This window comes from Pseudomonas pseudonitroreducens, from assembly GCF_021603645.1.
Lineage (GTDB): Bacteria > Pseudomonadota > Gammaproteobacteria > Pseudomonadales > Pseudomonadaceae > Pseudomonas > Pseudomonas pseudonitroreducens.
The window spans coordinates 256,728-270,800 of sequence record NZ_BQHJ01000011.1; the positions used below are offsets into that span (position 1 = coordinate 256,728).

Annotated in this window: 17 protein-coding genes and 2 pseudogenes; 13 read left to right on the top strand and 6 right to left on the bottom strand. The window is 56.9% G+C overall.

Features of this window, described 5'->3' with window-relative positions:
- Window positions 1-45: 45 nt before the first annotated feature.
- Together L6D89_RS25265 and L6D89_RS25270 are read right to left on the bottom strand one after the other, a co-directional pair.
- Window positions 46-750 (bottom strand): methyl-accepting chemotaxis protein, encoded by a 705-nt coding sequence (locus L6D89_RS25265; RefSeq protein ID WP_070878178.1) that lies wholly within the window; start codon window positions 748-750, stop codon window positions 46-48.
- Window positions 751-813: 63 nt separating this feature from the next.
- Complete coding sequence (locus tag L6D89_RS25270; RefSeq protein WP_141766083.1) at window positions 814-1,074, bottom strand: hypothetical protein; 261 nt, start codon at window positions 1,072-1,074, stop codon at window positions 814-816.
- Between the two features lie 452 nt (window positions 1,075-1,526).
- Between L6D89_RS25270 and L6D89_RS25275 the strand changes: the two genes are divergently transcribed.
- Window positions 1,527-1,760, top strand: coding sequence for a DUF2845 domain-containing protein (locus tag L6D89_RS25275; protein ID WP_236201529.1), 234 nt, complete (start codon window positions 1,527-1,529; stop codon window positions 1,758-1,760).
- A 41-nt stretch (window positions 1,761-1,801) separates the two neighbouring features.
- On the opposite strand, the gene L6D89_RS25280 is transcribed toward L6D89_RS25275, so the two are convergent.
- Together L6D89_RS25280 and L6D89_RS25285 are read right to left on the bottom strand one after the other, a co-directional pair.
- Window positions 1,802-2,911, bottom strand: coding sequence for a hypothetical protein (locus tag L6D89_RS25280; RefSeq protein ID WP_070878176.1), 1,110 nt, complete (start codon window positions 2,909-2,911; stop codon window positions 1,802-1,804).
- 142 nt (window positions 2,912-3,053) lie between these two features.
- Window positions 3,054-3,758 carry an SOS response-associated peptidase gene (locus L6D89_RS25285; protein WP_070878174.1) on the bottom strand — a complete coding sequence of 235 codons (705 nt, stop codon included), beginning with the start codon at window positions 3,756-3,758 and terminating at the stop codon, window positions 3,054-3,056.
- Window positions 3,759-3,841: 83 nt separating this feature from the next.
- Between L6D89_RS25285 and L6D89_RS25290 the strand changes: the two genes are divergently transcribed.
- The 6 genes and pseudogenes from L6D89_RS25290 (at window position 3,842) to L6D89_RS25315 (ending at window position 9,548) form a co-directional block, all read left to right on the top strand.
- Complete coding sequence (locus L6D89_RS25290) at window positions 3,842-4,276, top strand: LexA family protein (RefSeq protein ID WP_070878172.1); 435 nt, start codon at window positions 3,842-3,844, stop codon at window positions 4,274-4,276.
- Window positions 4,273-4,386: pseudogene (locus L6D89_RS25295) on the top strand (Y-family DNA polymerase); the annotation flags it as partial. The gene L6D89_RS25290 and the pseudogene L6D89_RS25295, both read left to right, overlap by 4 nt.
- 118 nt (window positions 4,387-4,504) lie before the next feature.
- Window positions 4,505-5,662 (top strand): tyrosine-type recombinase/integrase, encoded by a 1,158-nt coding sequence (locus L6D89_RS25300; RefSeq protein ID WP_010794485.1) that lies wholly within the window; start codon window positions 4,505-4,507, stop codon window positions 5,660-5,662.
- Window positions 5,663-5,672: 10 nt separating this feature from the next.
- A complete protein-coding gene (locus L6D89_RS25305) occupies window positions 5,673-7,289 on the top strand; it encodes a hypothetical protein (RefSeq protein WP_010794484.1) in 1,617 nt (538 codons plus the stop codon).
- Window positions 7,270-9,123: a site-specific integrase gene (locus L6D89_RS25310; RefSeq protein WP_010794483.1), complete on the top strand. Its 1,854-nt coding sequence runs from the start codon at window positions 7,270-7,272 to the stop codon at window positions 9,121-9,123. The genes L6D89_RS25305 and L6D89_RS25310 overlap by 20 nt, the downstream gene beginning before the upstream one ends.
- Window positions 9,124-9,194: 71 nt before the next feature.
- Entirely contained in the window at window positions 9,195-9,548 is a 354-nt protein-coding gene (locus L6D89_RS25315) for a hypothetical protein (RefSeq protein WP_008567186.1), read from the top strand.
- Window positions 9,549-9,565: 17 nt separating this feature from the next.
- Here the strand turns inward: L6D89_RS25315 and L6D89_RS25320 are convergent.
- A pseudogene (locus L6D89_RS25320) lies at window positions 9,566-9,753 on the bottom strand (DUF4113 domain-containing protein); the annotation flags it as partial.
- A gap of 33 nt (window positions 9,754-9,786) precedes the next feature.
- Between L6D89_RS25320 and L6D89_RS25325 the strand changes: the two are divergent.
- Complete coding sequence (locus tag L6D89_RS25325) at window positions 9,787-9,969, top strand: hypothetical protein (RefSeq protein WP_008567184.1); 183 nt, start codon at window positions 9,787-9,789, stop codon at window positions 9,967-9,969.
- 142 nt (window positions 9,970-10,111) lie between these two features.
- Here L6D89_RS25325 and merR read toward each other — a convergent pair whose 3' ends face one another.
- On the bottom strand, window positions 10,112-10,522 hold the full coding sequence (gene merR / locus L6D89_RS25330) for an Hg(II)-responsive transcriptional regulator (RefSeq protein ID WP_008567182.1): 411 nt from the start codon (window positions 10,520-10,522) through the stop codon (window positions 10,112-10,114).
- Window positions 10,523-10,593: 71 nt separating this feature from the next.
- On the opposite strand from merR, the gene merT reads away from it, so the two are divergent.
- From merT to L6D89_RS25355, 5 genes are read left to right on the top strand one after another with little or no spacing between them, the layout of a single operon-like run.
- Complete coding sequence (gene merT, locus L6D89_RS25335; RefSeq protein ID WP_008567181.1) at window positions 10,594-10,944, top strand: mercuric ion transporter MerT; 351 nt, start codon at window positions 10,594-10,596, stop codon at window positions 10,942-10,944.
- Between the two features lie 13 nt (window positions 10,945-10,957).
- Window positions 10,958-11,233, top strand: a complete 276-nt coding sequence (gene merP / locus L6D89_RS25340; RefSeq protein ID WP_008567180.1) for a mercury resistance system periplasmic binding protein MerP — start codon at window positions 10,958-10,960, stop codon at window positions 11,231-11,233.
- Between the two features lie 12 nt (window positions 11,234-11,245).
- Window positions 11,246-11,680 (top strand): organomercurial transporter MerC, encoded by a 435-nt coding sequence (merC, locus tag L6D89_RS25345; RefSeq protein ID WP_008567179.1) that lies wholly within the window; start codon window positions 11,246-11,248, stop codon window positions 11,678-11,680.
- 32 nt (window positions 11,681-11,712) lie between these two features.
- Window positions 11,713-13,395 (top strand): mercury(II) reductase, encoded by a 1,683-nt coding sequence (gene merA / locus L6D89_RS25350; protein WP_008567178.1) that lies wholly within the window; start codon window positions 11,713-11,715, stop codon window positions 13,393-13,395.
- A gap of 18 nt (window positions 13,396-13,413) precedes the next feature.
- Entirely contained in the window at window positions 13,414-13,830 is a 417-nt protein-coding gene (locus L6D89_RS25355) for a hypothetical protein (RefSeq protein ID WP_008567175.1), read from the top strand.
- The last annotated feature ends 243 nt before the right edge of the window (window positions 13,831-14,073 follow it).

The following is a 14,073-nucleotide window of genomic DNA, read 5'->3' on the forward strand; positions in this document are numbered from 1 at the left end:
CTGCTATTGCGAAGTGATTGAGAGCTCGTTTATGCATGGTCGGACCTATGGCTGCAGGCTGATGGTCTTGGTTGTGCCGGCGGCGTCGAACCGAGCGGCTCGGTCGTCGAGAGAGTTGAGTCGCCAGGTAGTGCCGGCGACTGCGTCGCCGGGGCGAATCAGGTAGATCTGGCTCAACCGCGTGCTGCCCGGTGGGGCGACCGAGAGGAAGCGTTCGCCTCCTCGGTACTCGATGCCCACGATGTGGAACGGCGGAGGTTCCGGCGGAGAAGGTTTCGCTTTAGGAGGGGAGGGCTTGGCTTTCGCTACATTGGATTTCTTGGTTGGGGCCGGCGTTGAGGCCGGTTGGGCTTGGGGCTTCTTCAGTTCCTGAACGGAGTTGCTGAGCGTCTCCAAGTCGGCCTTCAGTACCACGATGTCCCCTGCAGAGGCTGCCGTCTGCGCGAGCTGGTTCACGTTGTCGGCTGCTTGCTTGGCATATGCCTGAGCCGCGTCTATCCGGTTGGATAGCGCTTGCTGGGCAGCTCGGAAATCCTCGTCGCTGACCATGTGCTGGCCGGCGAAGGTGTCGACTCGCTCGTCGAGCTTGCCCAATCGGCCGAGAAGAGCGTTGATCGACGTTTTTTCGGCAGCACCTTCCAAGGAGCCTCGCATATTGACCAGCTGGTACTGCTGGTAAGCCGCAAGGCCCCCCAGGGTAAGAAATCCTATCGTGATGAGCAGCGATGATCGGGTAAGGCGCAGGTTCATGGGTGTCCTCTCGAAGCTGGGGACACCCTCGCGTAAGTGGGTTGCTGAGGCAGCAATAAATGCTTACTGAACCTGCTGGGATTTTTTAGCGATCAGCTCCTTGCAAGACCGCTTCTCATTGATCCGCGGATGATCATCATTTCTGGGATGGCGGGCGGGGAACGGCGACGGCAGCCGATATGCAGGGTTCATCAGTTCATGTGCCTGTGCTTTGGCTGCCCAGTTCTCAGCCTCTTCCTGTGTATCGCATGACCAGAAAAACTCCCCCAGGAAGACCTTCCATGTGGGGGGATCCCCAGCCACGCATTCAATTCGAATGTCCATGGCTTCCATTCCACTGACTAAAAAGATGCCGCCCTGGGCGGGGGAGGCCTGGGCGGCATTGGTAGGTGCTAGGTCACCGAAAATGCTAGTCGATCCTTGGCAATGCTACGGTTGTTCTGACGGGCGGCGTGCAAGCAAGCACGGCAAATGGCTTATCACGCAGCGTTTGTGCGAGCTCTATGTGGTAGAACTCAATCACCTGGTTGGTCTACCCCGCTAAGCGTTGAATAATGGCAGCTGTTTTTAAGTGCCGACTTCTAAGCTCTCACTGAGAATATGCGCTAATATTGAAAGTCTCATGATGACTATCCGGCACAGGGATATGGTAGTGTGGTGCTCGGATATCTGATGAATTTAGTCTCAAGGAGTCCGTTATGAGGTTTAGGGAAGTTTGCATCGTCTCGCTATTGGGTGTGCTCGCTCTTGCGGCATCGTCTGCTCAGGCTGCCACAATGCGTTGCGGAAGTAATCTGATAAGTGAAGGTGAGCTGATAGTTGATGTTATTAGGAAGTGTGGTGAGCCGGCGCAGCGCCAGGTAGTTGGGCCGGCTGTTGATGCCAATGGTTACGTTGCAAAAGGTGCGGCGACTATTGAGAATTGGGTTTATGGACCTAGTAATGGTGCGTATCAATATCTTCGCTTTGTCGATGGAAGACTTGTAGAGATTCGTACCAGAATGAATTGAGCTATGAATGCAGGTACTCAGTGAGTACCTGCGTATATTCGTTAGCCGGCCGTGCCGATGATATCCAGTATGGTCGCGATGGGCGCGCTTTGTGCGCTCGCGACAATGATCGTAGTATTCGCCCCCGCATTGCTAACTGCTTGCTGCAAGTTGTTGGCTGTTAGCTGTGCGCCGTTAAATGTGGCGCTGAAGAGCTTGCTAGCTCCGGCAATAGAGAGCAGTTGTAGCATGGTGCTAATATTTACCGCTTGGGCAGTGTTGACACTGATCTTGGTCTTGCTTCCTGCGGCAGTTAGCGCTTGTTGCAAGTTGTTAGCTGTCAACTGTGCACCGTTGAAATCGGCGCTGAAGTTCTTTGTGTTGCCAGCGTTTTGGATCGCCTGAAGCAGGGCCGTGATGTTCGCTGCCTGGGCGGTGTTGAGGCTGATGCTGACATTGGTGCCTGCTGCGCTGACGGCCTGCTGAAGGTTGTTCGAGGTTAGCTGTGCGCCATTGAAATCAGCGCTGAACTTCTTAGTGTTACCTGCGATGCTCAGCAATTGCAGTAAGGTAGTGATGTTGACGGCTTGGGCGGTGTTCACGCCAATGGACGTGTTGGTGCCGGCAGCGGTCAGTGCCTGTTGCAGGTTTGTCCCGGAGAGTTGGGCGCCGTTGAAGTTGGCGCTAAAGACCTTGCTATTGCCCGCGTCATTAATCGCTTCGAGGAGTGCGGTGATGTTCGCCGCTTGAGCAGTGTTTACGCTGATGCTAGTACCGGACTGAGCGGCGGTTACTGCTTGCTGGAGGTTGTTGGCAGTGAGTTGAGCACCATTGAAGTCGGCGCTGAAGTGTTTGGTGGTGCCAACGGAGGCGATTATCGAAAGAAGTGTGTTGATGTTGACCGCCTGTGCAGTGTTGACGGCGATGCTAGTATTACTGCCGGATGCATTTACAGCCTGTTGCAAGTTGTTCGAGGTCAGTTGCGCCCCATTGAATGTTGCGTTGAGGTGCTTGGTATTCCCCGCGATGCCGATCACTTGCAGTAGTGTGGTGATATTGACGGCTTGCGCCGTGTCGATGTTAATTGTGGTGTTTGCCCCTGCTGCAGTCATTGCTTGCTGGAGGTTGTTGGCAGTGAGGGCGGAGCCGTCGAAGTTCAGTACGAGTTTCATGTTCTGCTAATTCCTTTTTGCAAATTGATCAAGAAGCGCCATTTCATGGATGGCGAAAAGAAACTAGAAGTGATTCCCGGAATCGACAAGGTGTTTTTGTTGCAGTGTTTGCAACACACTGTTGCTTGCTTTGATGTTGGTTTTACTGATCTAGATCATTGTGCTTTATCGGAAGTATTAGCGATGGGCCGTTCTCTCGATGGCTGACCGCTTTGCTGACGCGATAGAAGCAGAACATGTCCGCCGGCAGCCCCTGATGCAGGAGCTGTTCAGCTCGTTGCGAGCTGGTCTGCAGGTCGAGCCATTCGCGGGCCTGGGGCGCCGACAGCACAACGGGCCTGCGATCATGGACATCGCGCATGCCGCCGGCGGCGTCGTCGGTAATCATGCGGAAGCCATCGGTGTCGCGTGGCTCATCCCCAGGATGAGGAAACTGGCCGACTGCCGGGATGAAAAGCACCGCTCCATCACCGCGTCGCAAGAAGTACGGCTGCTTGTCCTTGGCGTCGCTCGGGTTTGCCACCCACTCGTACCAGCCGTCTGCGCAGATGATCGCTCTGTGTGGCCAGATTGCCCTGTAGAACGGGCTGGTGGCCACCTTATCGAGACGCGCGTTGAATTTGTTCCGCGGCCCGCCGCTACCTGCCCAGGATGGCTCCCACCACCATCGCACCGCTTGGAAGACCAGGCCGCCTGGTTCAGCATGTAGCAGCTGCGCTCGGGACTGAGGCATGACGTTGTAGCGGCCGAGCGGGGTTTCGTCCCAGCCGCTGATGACGTGCTGCTCGCTCATCAGCTCAGCGTAATAGTCAGAAATCGCCCGGTACTGGGCGAACCGTCCACACATTCCGAAGCCCTCCGTCGCGCGCTCGTTGTCAGAATAGCCTGACAGCCGATACTGTATATTAATACAGTATCGGAGAATTCCCCATGAACGCCACTCTGCTGGGCGCGCTCTCGGAGTCGCGCCACGAGCTGCCGCTGTACCTGTCCTGCGTGCGTGCCGGCTTCCCAAGCCCTTGTGAGGACCACATCGAGGCGACGCTGTCGCTCGATGAGCTGTGCATCACCCATCCTGCAGCGACGTACCTGGTGCGTATTCGAGGTGACAGTCTGCGCGATCTGGGCATCCTGGATGGGGATATCGCCGTAGTCGATCGCTCGATTGAAGCCCGGCAGGGCCAGGTGGTCGTCGCGGTGGTGCGCGGTGAGTTCACCGCCAAGGTGCTGATGTTCGAAGGCGGCATACCGGTGCTGCGCGCCGCGAACGCGGACTACCCCGATATCCGCTTCCAGCCGGAGGAAGACCTCGAAGTGTTCGGGGTGGTAACCAGCATAGTTCGCCGTGGTCTGGTTGCGGCATGACGCGCCAGGTCTTCGCTCTGGTCGACTGCAACAATTTCTATGTCTCTTGCGAGAGGCTGTTCCGCCCCGACCTGCGCGGCCGGCCGGTGGTGGTGCTGAGCAACAACGATCTGAGGGATTGCTTCCGTTAGTAAATGAATTACAGTCCGCACCACCTTGATAGAAGCCTGAGAAATTACATTCCAGCCTCTGAAGGGGAGTCATCTGGATGGTGTTTAAGGCTGTGAAATGAGGCTGGTGTTCGCAACAAAAGACCTTGCTGTAGCGGGTCGATCATTCGAAGGTTTCCCTCTGTTGGTTGGCGCCGACGGTTGGCCAGTGGAGCCGGCGCAATCTTTCCTTTGGCACACGCTAGTCGAGTCAGGTGAGGCACTCAGTGCTCTGACGTGGGAGGCCTATGGACGCCGTCTGTTCGACTACTTCGCCTTCCTCGAGGCCAATGGTCTGGCCTGGAATGAGGAGAGTCAGGCAGATGGCCTGAGCGTCCTGTCGCGGTATAGAGACTGGTCGAGCGGTGAGTTGGAACTAGATCCCAGCACTCTGAACAAGCGACTGAACCTAATTGTGAGGTTCTACCAATGGGCCAAGCAGCGTGATCTGATCGCAGCGCTGCCCTTTGGCGAGCGAAGGGTCAGAGCGACTCCGCATTCCGGCTTCCTCAGTCACGTAGCTCGTCCTAACGCCGAGAGTACGAAGCCCTCAGTGATGGTGCGAGAGCGTAAGCGATTGACCAAATTCCTGACCAAAGATCAGGCTAAGGTTTGCCTCGCCCTCGATGCCGATCCAAGTCACCGGATCTTGTTCCATCTGATGGTTCGCACTGGTCTTCGCTCCTGCGAGGCGCGCACTTTCCCTTTCAAGTACGTCTTTAATCCTCGGCTGAAGAAGGGCCTCCGCCCTGGGCAAATGATCAGCGTGGCTCTCGAGCCATCGGACATGCATCTCAAGTACGGCCGCCCTCGAACAATTGACGTGCCTTGGTCGCTGATGGAGGAAATGTGGTCGTACACGCTTCATGAGCGCGAAGTACGGAAAGCGGCCGGCAACGGGCGCGCCACGGCCTTGGTGCTGACAAGGGAGGGGCGGCAGTACACGAAAGACTCCATCGTCGACGTGATGAAGGCGTATGAGCGCAAGTGCGGATTTTATGTTAGGGCCCACATGCTTCGTCATACCTATGGGACTTATACCCTTCTTGCCCTGAGGAAAAGCCGAGACTTTAAAGGAGAGCCATTGCTCTATGTCCGAGACAGGATGGGACACTCCGACGTTCAAACAACGATGGTGTACCTGCATCTCATTAATCAGCTAGAGGCTCAGTCTGTCCTTGCTCATGAAGACGAGATAGACATGATGTTTATGGCCGTCTCTACTCCAAGCATCTGAGGTACTACTGTTGGCCCGAAAGAAAAACTATAAAGCTGAAATGCAATCGGTCACTAAAGGATTCGAGACCGTAGAGAATGAGCTTAGAATCGATCTTCCGAAAAATCCCCGGAATGTAACTAAGATTGATCACTCTCAGTACATTGGGTTTGGCTTTGACGCATGGGCTATTCAGAGTATTCATGTAATCAGAGCACTGGTCAATGGAGGGAATTTCTCCCTGGCCACTCTTGTAGGGTACTCCAGCAATGGCCTTCGATATTTCATGGCCTTCCTGAAAAGCGGAACGATTGATTCTCCGCCGTCAACCCCGAACAGCCTGACCAAGCGGCATCTTGAGCGATATGTTTCGTGGCTTAAGCTCAAGTATCCAAACGGGTCAACTGCGAAGAACTATTACACGTCGCTGAAGTCATTGATCATCAGCCTAATTGAATACGGATTCGTTGAGGCGGATAAAGATGATCTACTTCCAGCCGTTCCTTTCCCCCATACCGCGAAATCGACCAATGACGCGAAGCCGCTCAGTCTCTCGGAAATGCAGGGGCTCATCACTGCGCTAAAGTCAGATTTAGTAGCCATTCATAAGGGCTTATTCTCTGGAAATGACGCCGAAGCAATGACGGTCTTATTGCTGATTACTGCGGCCAGATCTGGAATTAACACTACGCCGCTTCTGGAAATGTCTAGAGATGCACTCCAGCCGCATCCATTCATCCCCAATCTTCGGCTCTTGAACACCGTAAAAAGACGCGGCAAGGGTGCTCAGAGCAAAACCATTCGACAAACTGAACTGCATGACGGATATAACCCAATTCCTTTAGATGGGGTGGCTGTTGTAAATAAGGCTTTGGCAATTTCTGAGCCACTGGTTGGGTTTGCGCCTGAAAAGCTTAAGTCGCATGTTTGGCTTTACCGCGCCGGACAGAATGGGCATGGTCATAGGGTAGTCGCGCTGGCTTCCAGTACGCTATTTCAATCAACAAAGAGTATCTGTGCGCGGCATGCTTTGAAGGACGATCAGGGCCAACCGCTGATCGTTAATCTCAGTCGTCTTCGAAAGACTATGGAAAGTAGGCTTTGGAAGCTCAGCGGCGGCGACCTACTGGAGGTGTCCGCTGTGATGGGCCATTCCCCTAGCGTTGCTGATAACCACTATTTGAAGATAAATGACGAGATCAAGGTTGAGGGTGCCACCTTCGTAGGGGAAGCATTCACCGATCAGCTGCGTGGCATCAACGTCACACCGACACCCCCAGGAGGTTGCAAAGATAGCCTCTATGGAAGCCTGGCACCCAAAGATGGCGTTACCCATTGTTCCGAGTTCATTCATTGCTTGACATGTCCTAGTTACGCAATTGTAGGGACTCTCGGAGACTTGTATCGACTGTTCAGCTATCAGCAGTTTTTGCACGCTGAGATGGAGTATTTTTTAACAGATGAGTGGGCGGCATGGCGGAAACGCCAGGGCGATTTCATCAGGCTTATTGACGAGTTTACGTCTCGAAAATTCAAGATTGAACTGATCGAAGCGGCTAAAGCCAAAGCGAAAGCGTCCCCTCATCCGTTCTGGGGATGCAAGATTGAGTTTATGAGGAAAGTTCGAGGTGACGCTCTTGTCGGCTAATCGGAACTCTAGGGCCGCCCTTAAGGCCTATGATGTGCTATTCGCGCAACCTGTAACTGCCTCGGGCCTCAGCAAGGCTGAGCGTGATGCGATAGTTATTAGTGCCATTGTTAATGATCGTGGCGAAACTCTTGTATTAAGCCGCTTTGGCGATGCTCGCTGGGATCTTCGACCTTTCTTTGATCAATCTAACGTAAACGAGGGGCACAAGTACGTCAGTTGGGATTTTAATCTCCCACCTGAGATGATTGATGACTGCAAAGCAGTTGCGTATGCATGGTTCAAGAGAGGGCTTCCAGGGTCAAAGCCACCTGTCGCACGGGGTATTACAACTCTCGTCAGTGCCAGTGTCATTCCATTTATTCGTTGGCTTAGCGATTTAGAGCTTGAACGATTTTCCGATGTTCGGCCCATACACATTAGTAATTATATTCACCATTGCAAGTCAGAGTCGTTAAGACCAATGCCTCTTTATTCCAGGCTGCGGATAATTGACTTTTTATGGATATTCTCTGCCGAAACCCTTTCCCCTCTTCAGTGTTTTCCGTGGGGGGACTCGTCCCTGTGGCGAGTCAGCGGAATTGGAGAAGCAAGGGGTACTTCGGCTGCCAATAAGAATACGGGTAGAACGGATATAATTCCGCCAGATGATCAGGCGAAGATCTTCAACTATTGCGAGCAGATCGTTCATAAGACGAAAGAAGATCTGAAAGCCACCGGAATTGACACTTTCACTCGCCGCAGCCCCAAAATGATTCGTTGCCGCGATGCTGTTTTGTACATTGCATCCATTACCAGTGGCATGCGTAACGAAGAGGTCATCGGGATTGAAGTCGGTGCGTGGCGAAAAGAGGTAGTGGATGGCGTTACTTACTGCTGGGTAACCACGACCGAGCATAAAACGGGAAAGGGACGAGTCGACTATCTTGTCCCTGAGCTTACGCTGGATGCGTTGAATCTCTTCGCCATGTGCTCAACCCCCATGAGAAGGGAGCTCGAGGCGGAGTTGAGTGACCTTGAACTGTCATGCAATTCAGTTGACTCCGCTGATCTTTTGCTTCGATTGGAGAAAGCCAGAAAGGACTCGAAGAGACTGTTCCTCTGCTTGAATGGGTACGGCAACAAAGCCGAACGTGTTGGACACATCGAAGTGCTCAGCGCCGCAGGTTCCAATGAAGCCTTCAAGCGCGTCGCAAAAGCGGCTGGAAGTGATTGGCCATTGCGGACTCACCAGTGCCGTCGCACCTATGCCCGGTGCTTCGTTGAGTCTCGCATGGGGCGTACCTCGCTCGTCTTCCTCAAGTGGCAGTTCAAACACAGCAGTATGAGCATGACTCAGCTCTATGCCTCCAACCCCCTACAGGATCTCACCCTGTTCGATGAAATCCTCCAACAGATGACGGAATTCAAGATCGATCTCATCGAGTCGTGGTTGGATGATCAGCCACTTGCTGGAGGGGCGGGTGAGAGGATCATGGAGCTACGTGCCATTCCGATCAAAGATCGGAGTGCCTTGCTGGCCCAGACAGCCCCCCATGCAAACATTCGAGCGACTGGTCATGGCTGGTGCATCGCGACAGAACGGGGCTGTGGTGGGGCTGGTTTGTATGAGGCAACCCGTTGTCCTGGCTGCAAGCACTCTGTGATTGACGAGACCTTTGCCACCACGTGGCAGGGGATCTACTCGCATCAGCTGGAGCTGATGGAAATCGACGATGCCGGGCCGGCTGTAAGGCAACGGGCAAAACGTGATATGCAGGTCGCATTCGACGTAATCAGCAGCCTTGGCCTGTCTCCTTTGGACGCTCGCGACAGTGACCCAACGCGAACTTGAAGGTGCCGACTTTGACCAATAAGCCAACTGCGCAACGATCCTCCGGACGCTCCAGACAGAAGACCTCGGAGATGCTCGATAAGGTCATCGACGGCATCCTTTCAACAAACGGAAAGCTGTCCATTTCTGGCGTAGCGAAAGCGGCAGGGGTCACTCCAGGTCTCATCCACAACACCTACCCAGCCGTGGCTGAACGCATTCGTGGTCTGATGGGGAAATCAGTCCGAGCACAGCGCGATTCGAAGCACCAAGCATTGTTGAAGGAGAGGGAGCTGAACAGAGCATTGCGCGCGGAGAACGCACAGCTAAGCCAGGATCTGGCTCGACTGGCCTCAGTGAATCAGACCCTGATTCTCGAACTAGCTCAACTGAAGGGCGTAGCCACTGGTAAGGTGGTTCTTCTGAGCAGTAAGCCGGCTTCCTAGCAGCGCTGGGGTGTGCCTCACCTCACTGTCCAGAGCTGATCTAACCGTGTGGTATAGCTTGGGCCGAGCATTTCCCGACACATCCCCAGTCAGGAGTCACCGGCACCCCGCCCAGGCGGAGCGTGCCTCGACCCCACTTGGAATTGATCCGATCCATCACCTGCATGACCTTCTCAGAGGCGACGGGCTGTACGGCGGCGATCACGATGTCACGAGAGCGACCGAGCAGATTGTCTCCATGCGCGACAAGGCTGACGCAATCCTAGTGGCGGAAACCGTCAAGAAGATTGAACAACTGGGCGCCACGGCGGCAGGCCGTGGCGAAGCGAAGCGCAGCCCGGCTGTCCGCCTGCAAGGTAGATATGTGCTACTCGACCAGATGCAACGTGGGCCCGCCCCACTGATGCACAAGGGCAAATAGCAGTACCAACCTAGGGCCTTTGCAAGTGCTCCTTTGCCCAGTCAGCGGCGCTCAATGAGCGCCGCTCTTTCCACCTTCAGACCGACAAACAGAGAGCCCTGACAAACGGGAAATCGTGGGCTAACGCGCGAAGTGCGGGCGGTCACTTGCTCGCTTGCAGCGAAACGATCAGCGGACAGCTCACTGTCCCTTGGCTCGCGCAACAGTCATCAACCAGCTGCGCCAAGACCGACTCGATCCGCTGAAGATCCGCGAGTTTCTCACGCACATCCTCAAGCTTCTGCTCGGCGAGCACACGCGCTTCGTCGCAGTGCGCGCCGTCGTCCAGTCGCAACAGTCCGGCCACTTCATCAAGGCTAAAGCCCAGCCGTTGCGCGGACTTCACGAATCTCACCCGTGCGACATCCGCCTCGCCATAGCGGCGAATGCTGCCGTAGGGCTTGTCCGGTTCGGGTAACAGCCCCTTGCGTTGATAGAACCGAATGGTTTCCACGTTAACCCCGGCTGCCTTGGCAAAGGCGCCGATGGTCAGGCTTTCCACCGCGTTGTGCATGCCGCTTGACCCCGTACCTAACTACGGAAATAACCTTAACCCATCGATCAACCACTCGGAAGGATGAACGTATGTCTGAATCGCGAAATGGGCGCGGTGCACTCCTCACTGGAGGTCTGGCGGCAATCCTCGCGTCCACGTGCTGCCTGGGGCCGCTGGTGCTGATCGCCTTGGGCTTCAGCGGTGCCTGGATCGGCAGCCTCACCGTTCTGGAACCTTACCGCCCGTTCTTCATTGGCGCGGCACTGGTTGCGCTGTTCTTCGCTTACCGGCGCATTTTCCGCCCGGCTCAAGTCTGCATACCCGGTGAGGTCTGCGCTGATCCCCAGGTAAGCACCATCTACAAGCTCGTTTTTTGGGTCGTGACGGCCTTGGTGCTGGTCGCGCTCGCTTTCCCCTACATCCTCCCCTTGTTCTACTAATCAGGAGTTGGTCATGAAAAAGCTGCTTGCCGCTCTCGCCCTCATTGCCGTGGTTTCCCCAGTGTGGGCCGCCTCCCAAATCATCACCCTGTCGGTGCCGGGCATGACCTGCGCCGCTTGCCCAATCACGGTGAAGAAAGCGCTGACCAAGGTCGAGGGCGTGACCAAGGCCGAGGTGAGTTATGAGAAGCGCGAAGCCATCGTCACCTTCGACGATGCCAAGACCAGTGCGCAGGCGCTGACCAAGGCGACAGAGGACGCCGGCTACCCGTCCAGCGTCAAGCAATAGGCGGGCATTCCGATGGCAAATTCTTTCAATCTGTTCACACGGATCGGTGACAAAGCCGGTTCCGTCGGCGTGCTGGTTTCCGCCATAGGTTGCGCCTCGTGCTTTCCCGCCCTTGCCAGCCTGGGCGCCACGATCGGACTGGGCTTTTTGAGCCAATGGGAAGGCCTGTTCATCACCACGCTGTTGCCGTTGTTTGCCGGCGTGGCTCTGCTCGTCAATGCCCTCGGCTGGTTCAGTCACCGGCAGTGGCGACGCGCTGCGCCTGGCCTGATCGGCCCGGCCCTGGTGCTGGTAGCGGTGTTTTTGATGCTGGCTCACGGCTGGCGGAGCGGCTGGCTGCTCTATATCGGCCTGGCCGTCATGTTTGGGGTGTCCATCTGGGACTTCGTGTCGCCCGCGCACCGCCGTTGCTCCCCGGCGTCCTGTCCGACGCCGCCAAACCAGTGAACCTGACAAGAGACGATTCAATGAGTAACGTTATGACCGAACTGAAAATCATTGGCATGACCTGCGCATCCTGTGTCGTGCATGTGAAAGAGGCCTTGGAGAAGATTCCGGGCGTGCATCGGGCGGATGTTTCCTACGCCAGTGGGAGGGCCGAATTGAAGGTCGACGAGGCCGTAAGCCGTGAACAAATGCAGGCCGCCGTCGAGGCCCTGGGGTATCGAGCGGCGTTCGAAGACATCACGCTACCTACCCGTCCCGGCCTGCTCGATAAGGCACGGGGCTGGCTGAGCGGTGGCACTGACGCCGGGAAAGAGGGTGACAGGCTTCACGTGGCGGTTATCGGCAGTGGTGGCGCCGCCATGGCGGCCGCGCTCAAGGCGGTAGAAAGGGGGGCCCGCGTCACCCTGATCGAGCGCGGCATCATCGGCGGCACCTGCGTCAACGTCGGCTGCGTGCCCTCCAAGATCATGATTCGCGCCGCGCACGTGGCCCATCTGCGCCGCGAAAGTCCGTTTGATGGCGGACTGCCCGCCACGCCGCCGCTTGTCTTGCGCGAACGGTTGCTCGCCCAGCAACAGGGTCGTGTCGACGAACTGCGCCACGCCAAGTACGAAGGCATTCTGGAAAGCACCCCAGCCATCACCGTGCTGCGTGGCTCCGCCCGCTTCCAGGACAGCCACACGCTCAGTGTGGAACTGGTCGAGGGGGGCGAGCGCATCGTGACCTTCGACCGCTGCCTGATTGCCACCGGCGCCAGTGCGGCCGTGCCGCCGATTCCCGGACTGCAAGATACCCCCTTTTGGAACTCGGAAAAGGCGCTGGCAAGCAGCAGTATTCCGCAACGGCTCGCCGTGATCGGCTCATCCGTGGTGGCCTTGGAGCTGGCGCAAGCCTTTGCCCGGCTGGGTAGCCGCGTCACCATCCTGGCGCGCAACTCGCTGTTCTTCCGTGAAGATCCGGCCATCGGCGCAGCGCTGACGGCGGCCTTCCGCCTGGAGGGCATCGAAGTGCTGGAACAGACGCAAGCCAGCCAGGTGGCCCATGCCAACGGCGAGTTCGTGCTGACCACCAAGCACGGTGAAGTGCGGGTCGACCAACTGCTCGTCGCCACCGGACGCACGCCCAACACCCACGGCCTGAACCTGGAAGCGGCCGGCGTGCAGCTGGATGAACGCGGTGCCATCCAGATCGACCAGGGCATGCGCAGCAGCAAAGCGGATATTTATGCGGCCGGCGACTGCACCAACCAGCCGCAGTTCGTCTATGTCGCGGCGGCGGCCGGCAATCGCGCGGCGATCAACATGACCGGCGGCGAGGCAATGCTCAATCTCGACACCATGCCGGCCGTGGTGTTCACCGATCCGCAGGTGGCCACCGTCGGCTTCAGCGAAGCGGAAGCGCACCAAGCCGGCCTCGAAACCGACAGCCGCACCTTGACCCTGGACAACGTGCCGCGCGCTCTGGCGAACTTTGACACACGGGGGTTCATCAAGCTGGTCGCCGAAACGGGCTCGGGCCGACTGCTGGGCGTGCAGGCAGTGACCCCGGAAGCGGGCGAGCTGATTCAGACGGCCGCCCTCGCCATCCGCGCCCGGATGACGGTGCAGGAACTAGCCGACCAATTGTTCCCCTACCTGACCATGGTCGAGGGCCTGAAGCTCGCGGCGCAAACCTTCAGTAAGGACGTGAAGCAATTGTCCTGCTGCGCCGGGTAAAGAATGCGAGGTGCAAACATGAACATTAAGACTAATGAACTCGGCAGGGGTGACAGCCTGCGCCAGACATGGCAGGTGATCAGCTTCTGGGGGCTGCCTGCCGTTGTCGCGACGCTAACCATTCTTCTGGCAGATCGACACCCCACGCTATTCCTGGCCGCAAGCGCCGCGCTGGCGGTGATGGGTGGCGCCTGCCTGGTCAATGCCGCACGCTGCCGCCGACTTCACTGCTACCTCACGGCGCCGTACTTCCTGTTGCTCGCGCTCGGCGGGCTGCTGGCTTATGGCTTCGACCCGCATGGCGAGCAGTTCTCCAGACTGTGGCTATTGCTGGCACTGGGGGCGGCACCCTTGCTCATCTGGCTGCCCGAGCGCCTGGCCGGCCGAAAGTACCTTGGCGCTCCAGGGTGCGGAGAAGGCCGGGAGTGTCGGTGATGTAGGCCCTCTCAGCAGCCCTGATTGGCCGGGAACGCTTCGGTCTCCGTAATAGTGCTGCGAGCCAAGGACGTTATGCGAGGACTCCGTGTGCTTTTCGGTTTCGCCTGCTCTTCCGAACAACCGAACGACTCCAGCCGACAACAGATGTGCACGCTCATGAAGTTCATTCAAAGTTTTTTGGGGCCTCGCGGCCCCAGGGACACGACATTCGAGGCGGGCAGCTAGTTGGCCGCATGGGGG

What these genes read in the sequence shown, in the direction of transcription:
- L6D89_RS25355 (WP_008567175.1), top strand. Translation starts at nt 13,414, where the DNA reads ATGAACATTAAGACTAATGAACTCGGCAGGGGTGACAGCCTGCGCCAG.
- merA (WP_008567178.1), top strand. Translation starts at nt 11,713, where the DNA reads ATGACCGAACTGAAAATCATTGGCATGACCTGCGCATCCTGTGTCGTG.
- L6D89_RS25300 (WP_010794485.1), top strand. Translation starts at nt 4,505, where the DNA reads ATGAGGCTGGTGTTCGCAACAAAAGACCTTGCTGTAGCGGGTCGATCA.
- L6D89_RS25265 (WP_070878178.1), bottom strand. Translation starts at nt 750, where the DNA reads ATGAACCTGCGCCTTACCCGATCATCGCTGCTCATCACGATAGGATTT.
- merP (WP_008567180.1), top strand. Translation starts at nt 10,958, where the DNA reads ATGAAAAAGCTGCTTGCCGCTCTCGCCCTCATTGCCGTGGTTTCCCCA.
- L6D89_RS25280 (WP_070878176.1), bottom strand. Translation starts at nt 2,911, where the DNA reads ATGAAACTCGTACTGAACTTCGACGGCTCCGCCCTCACTGCCAACAAC.
- L6D89_RS25270 (WP_141766083.1), bottom strand. Translation starts at nt 1,074, where the DNA reads ATGGACATTCGAATTGAATGCGTGGCTGGGGATCCCCCCACATGGAAG.
- L6D89_RS25325 (WP_008567184.1), top strand. Translation starts at nt 9,787, where the DNA reads ATGCGCGACAAGGCTGACGCAATCCTAGTGGCGGAAACCGTCAAGAAG.
- L6D89_RS25290 (WP_070878172.1), top strand. Translation starts at nt 3,842, where the DNA reads ATGAACGCCACTCTGCTGGGCGCGCTCTCGGAGTCGCGCCACGAGCTG.
- L6D89_RS25285 (WP_070878174.1), bottom strand. Translation starts at nt 3,758, where the DNA reads ATGTGTGGACGGTTCGCCCAGTACCGGGCGATTTCTGACTATTACGCT.
- merR (WP_008567182.1), bottom strand. Translation starts at nt 10,522, where the DNA reads ATGCACAACGCGGTGGAAAGCCTGACCATCGGCGCCTTTGCCAAGGCA.
- L6D89_RS25315 (WP_008567186.1), top strand. Translation starts at nt 9,195, where the DNA reads ATGCTCGATAAGGTCATCGACGGCATCCTTTCAACAAACGGAAAGCTG.
- merC (WP_008567179.1), top strand. Translation starts at nt 11,246, where the DNA reads ATGGCAAATTCTTTCAATCTGTTCACACGGATCGGTGACAAAGCCGGT.
- L6D89_RS25275 (WP_236201529.1), top strand. Translation starts at nt 1,527, where the DNA reads ATGCGTTGCGGAAGTAATCTGATAAGTGAAGGTGAGCTGATAGTTGAT.
- merT (WP_008567181.1), top strand. Translation starts at nt 10,594, where the DNA reads ATGTCTGAATCGCGAAATGGGCGCGGTGCACTCCTCACTGGAGGTCTG.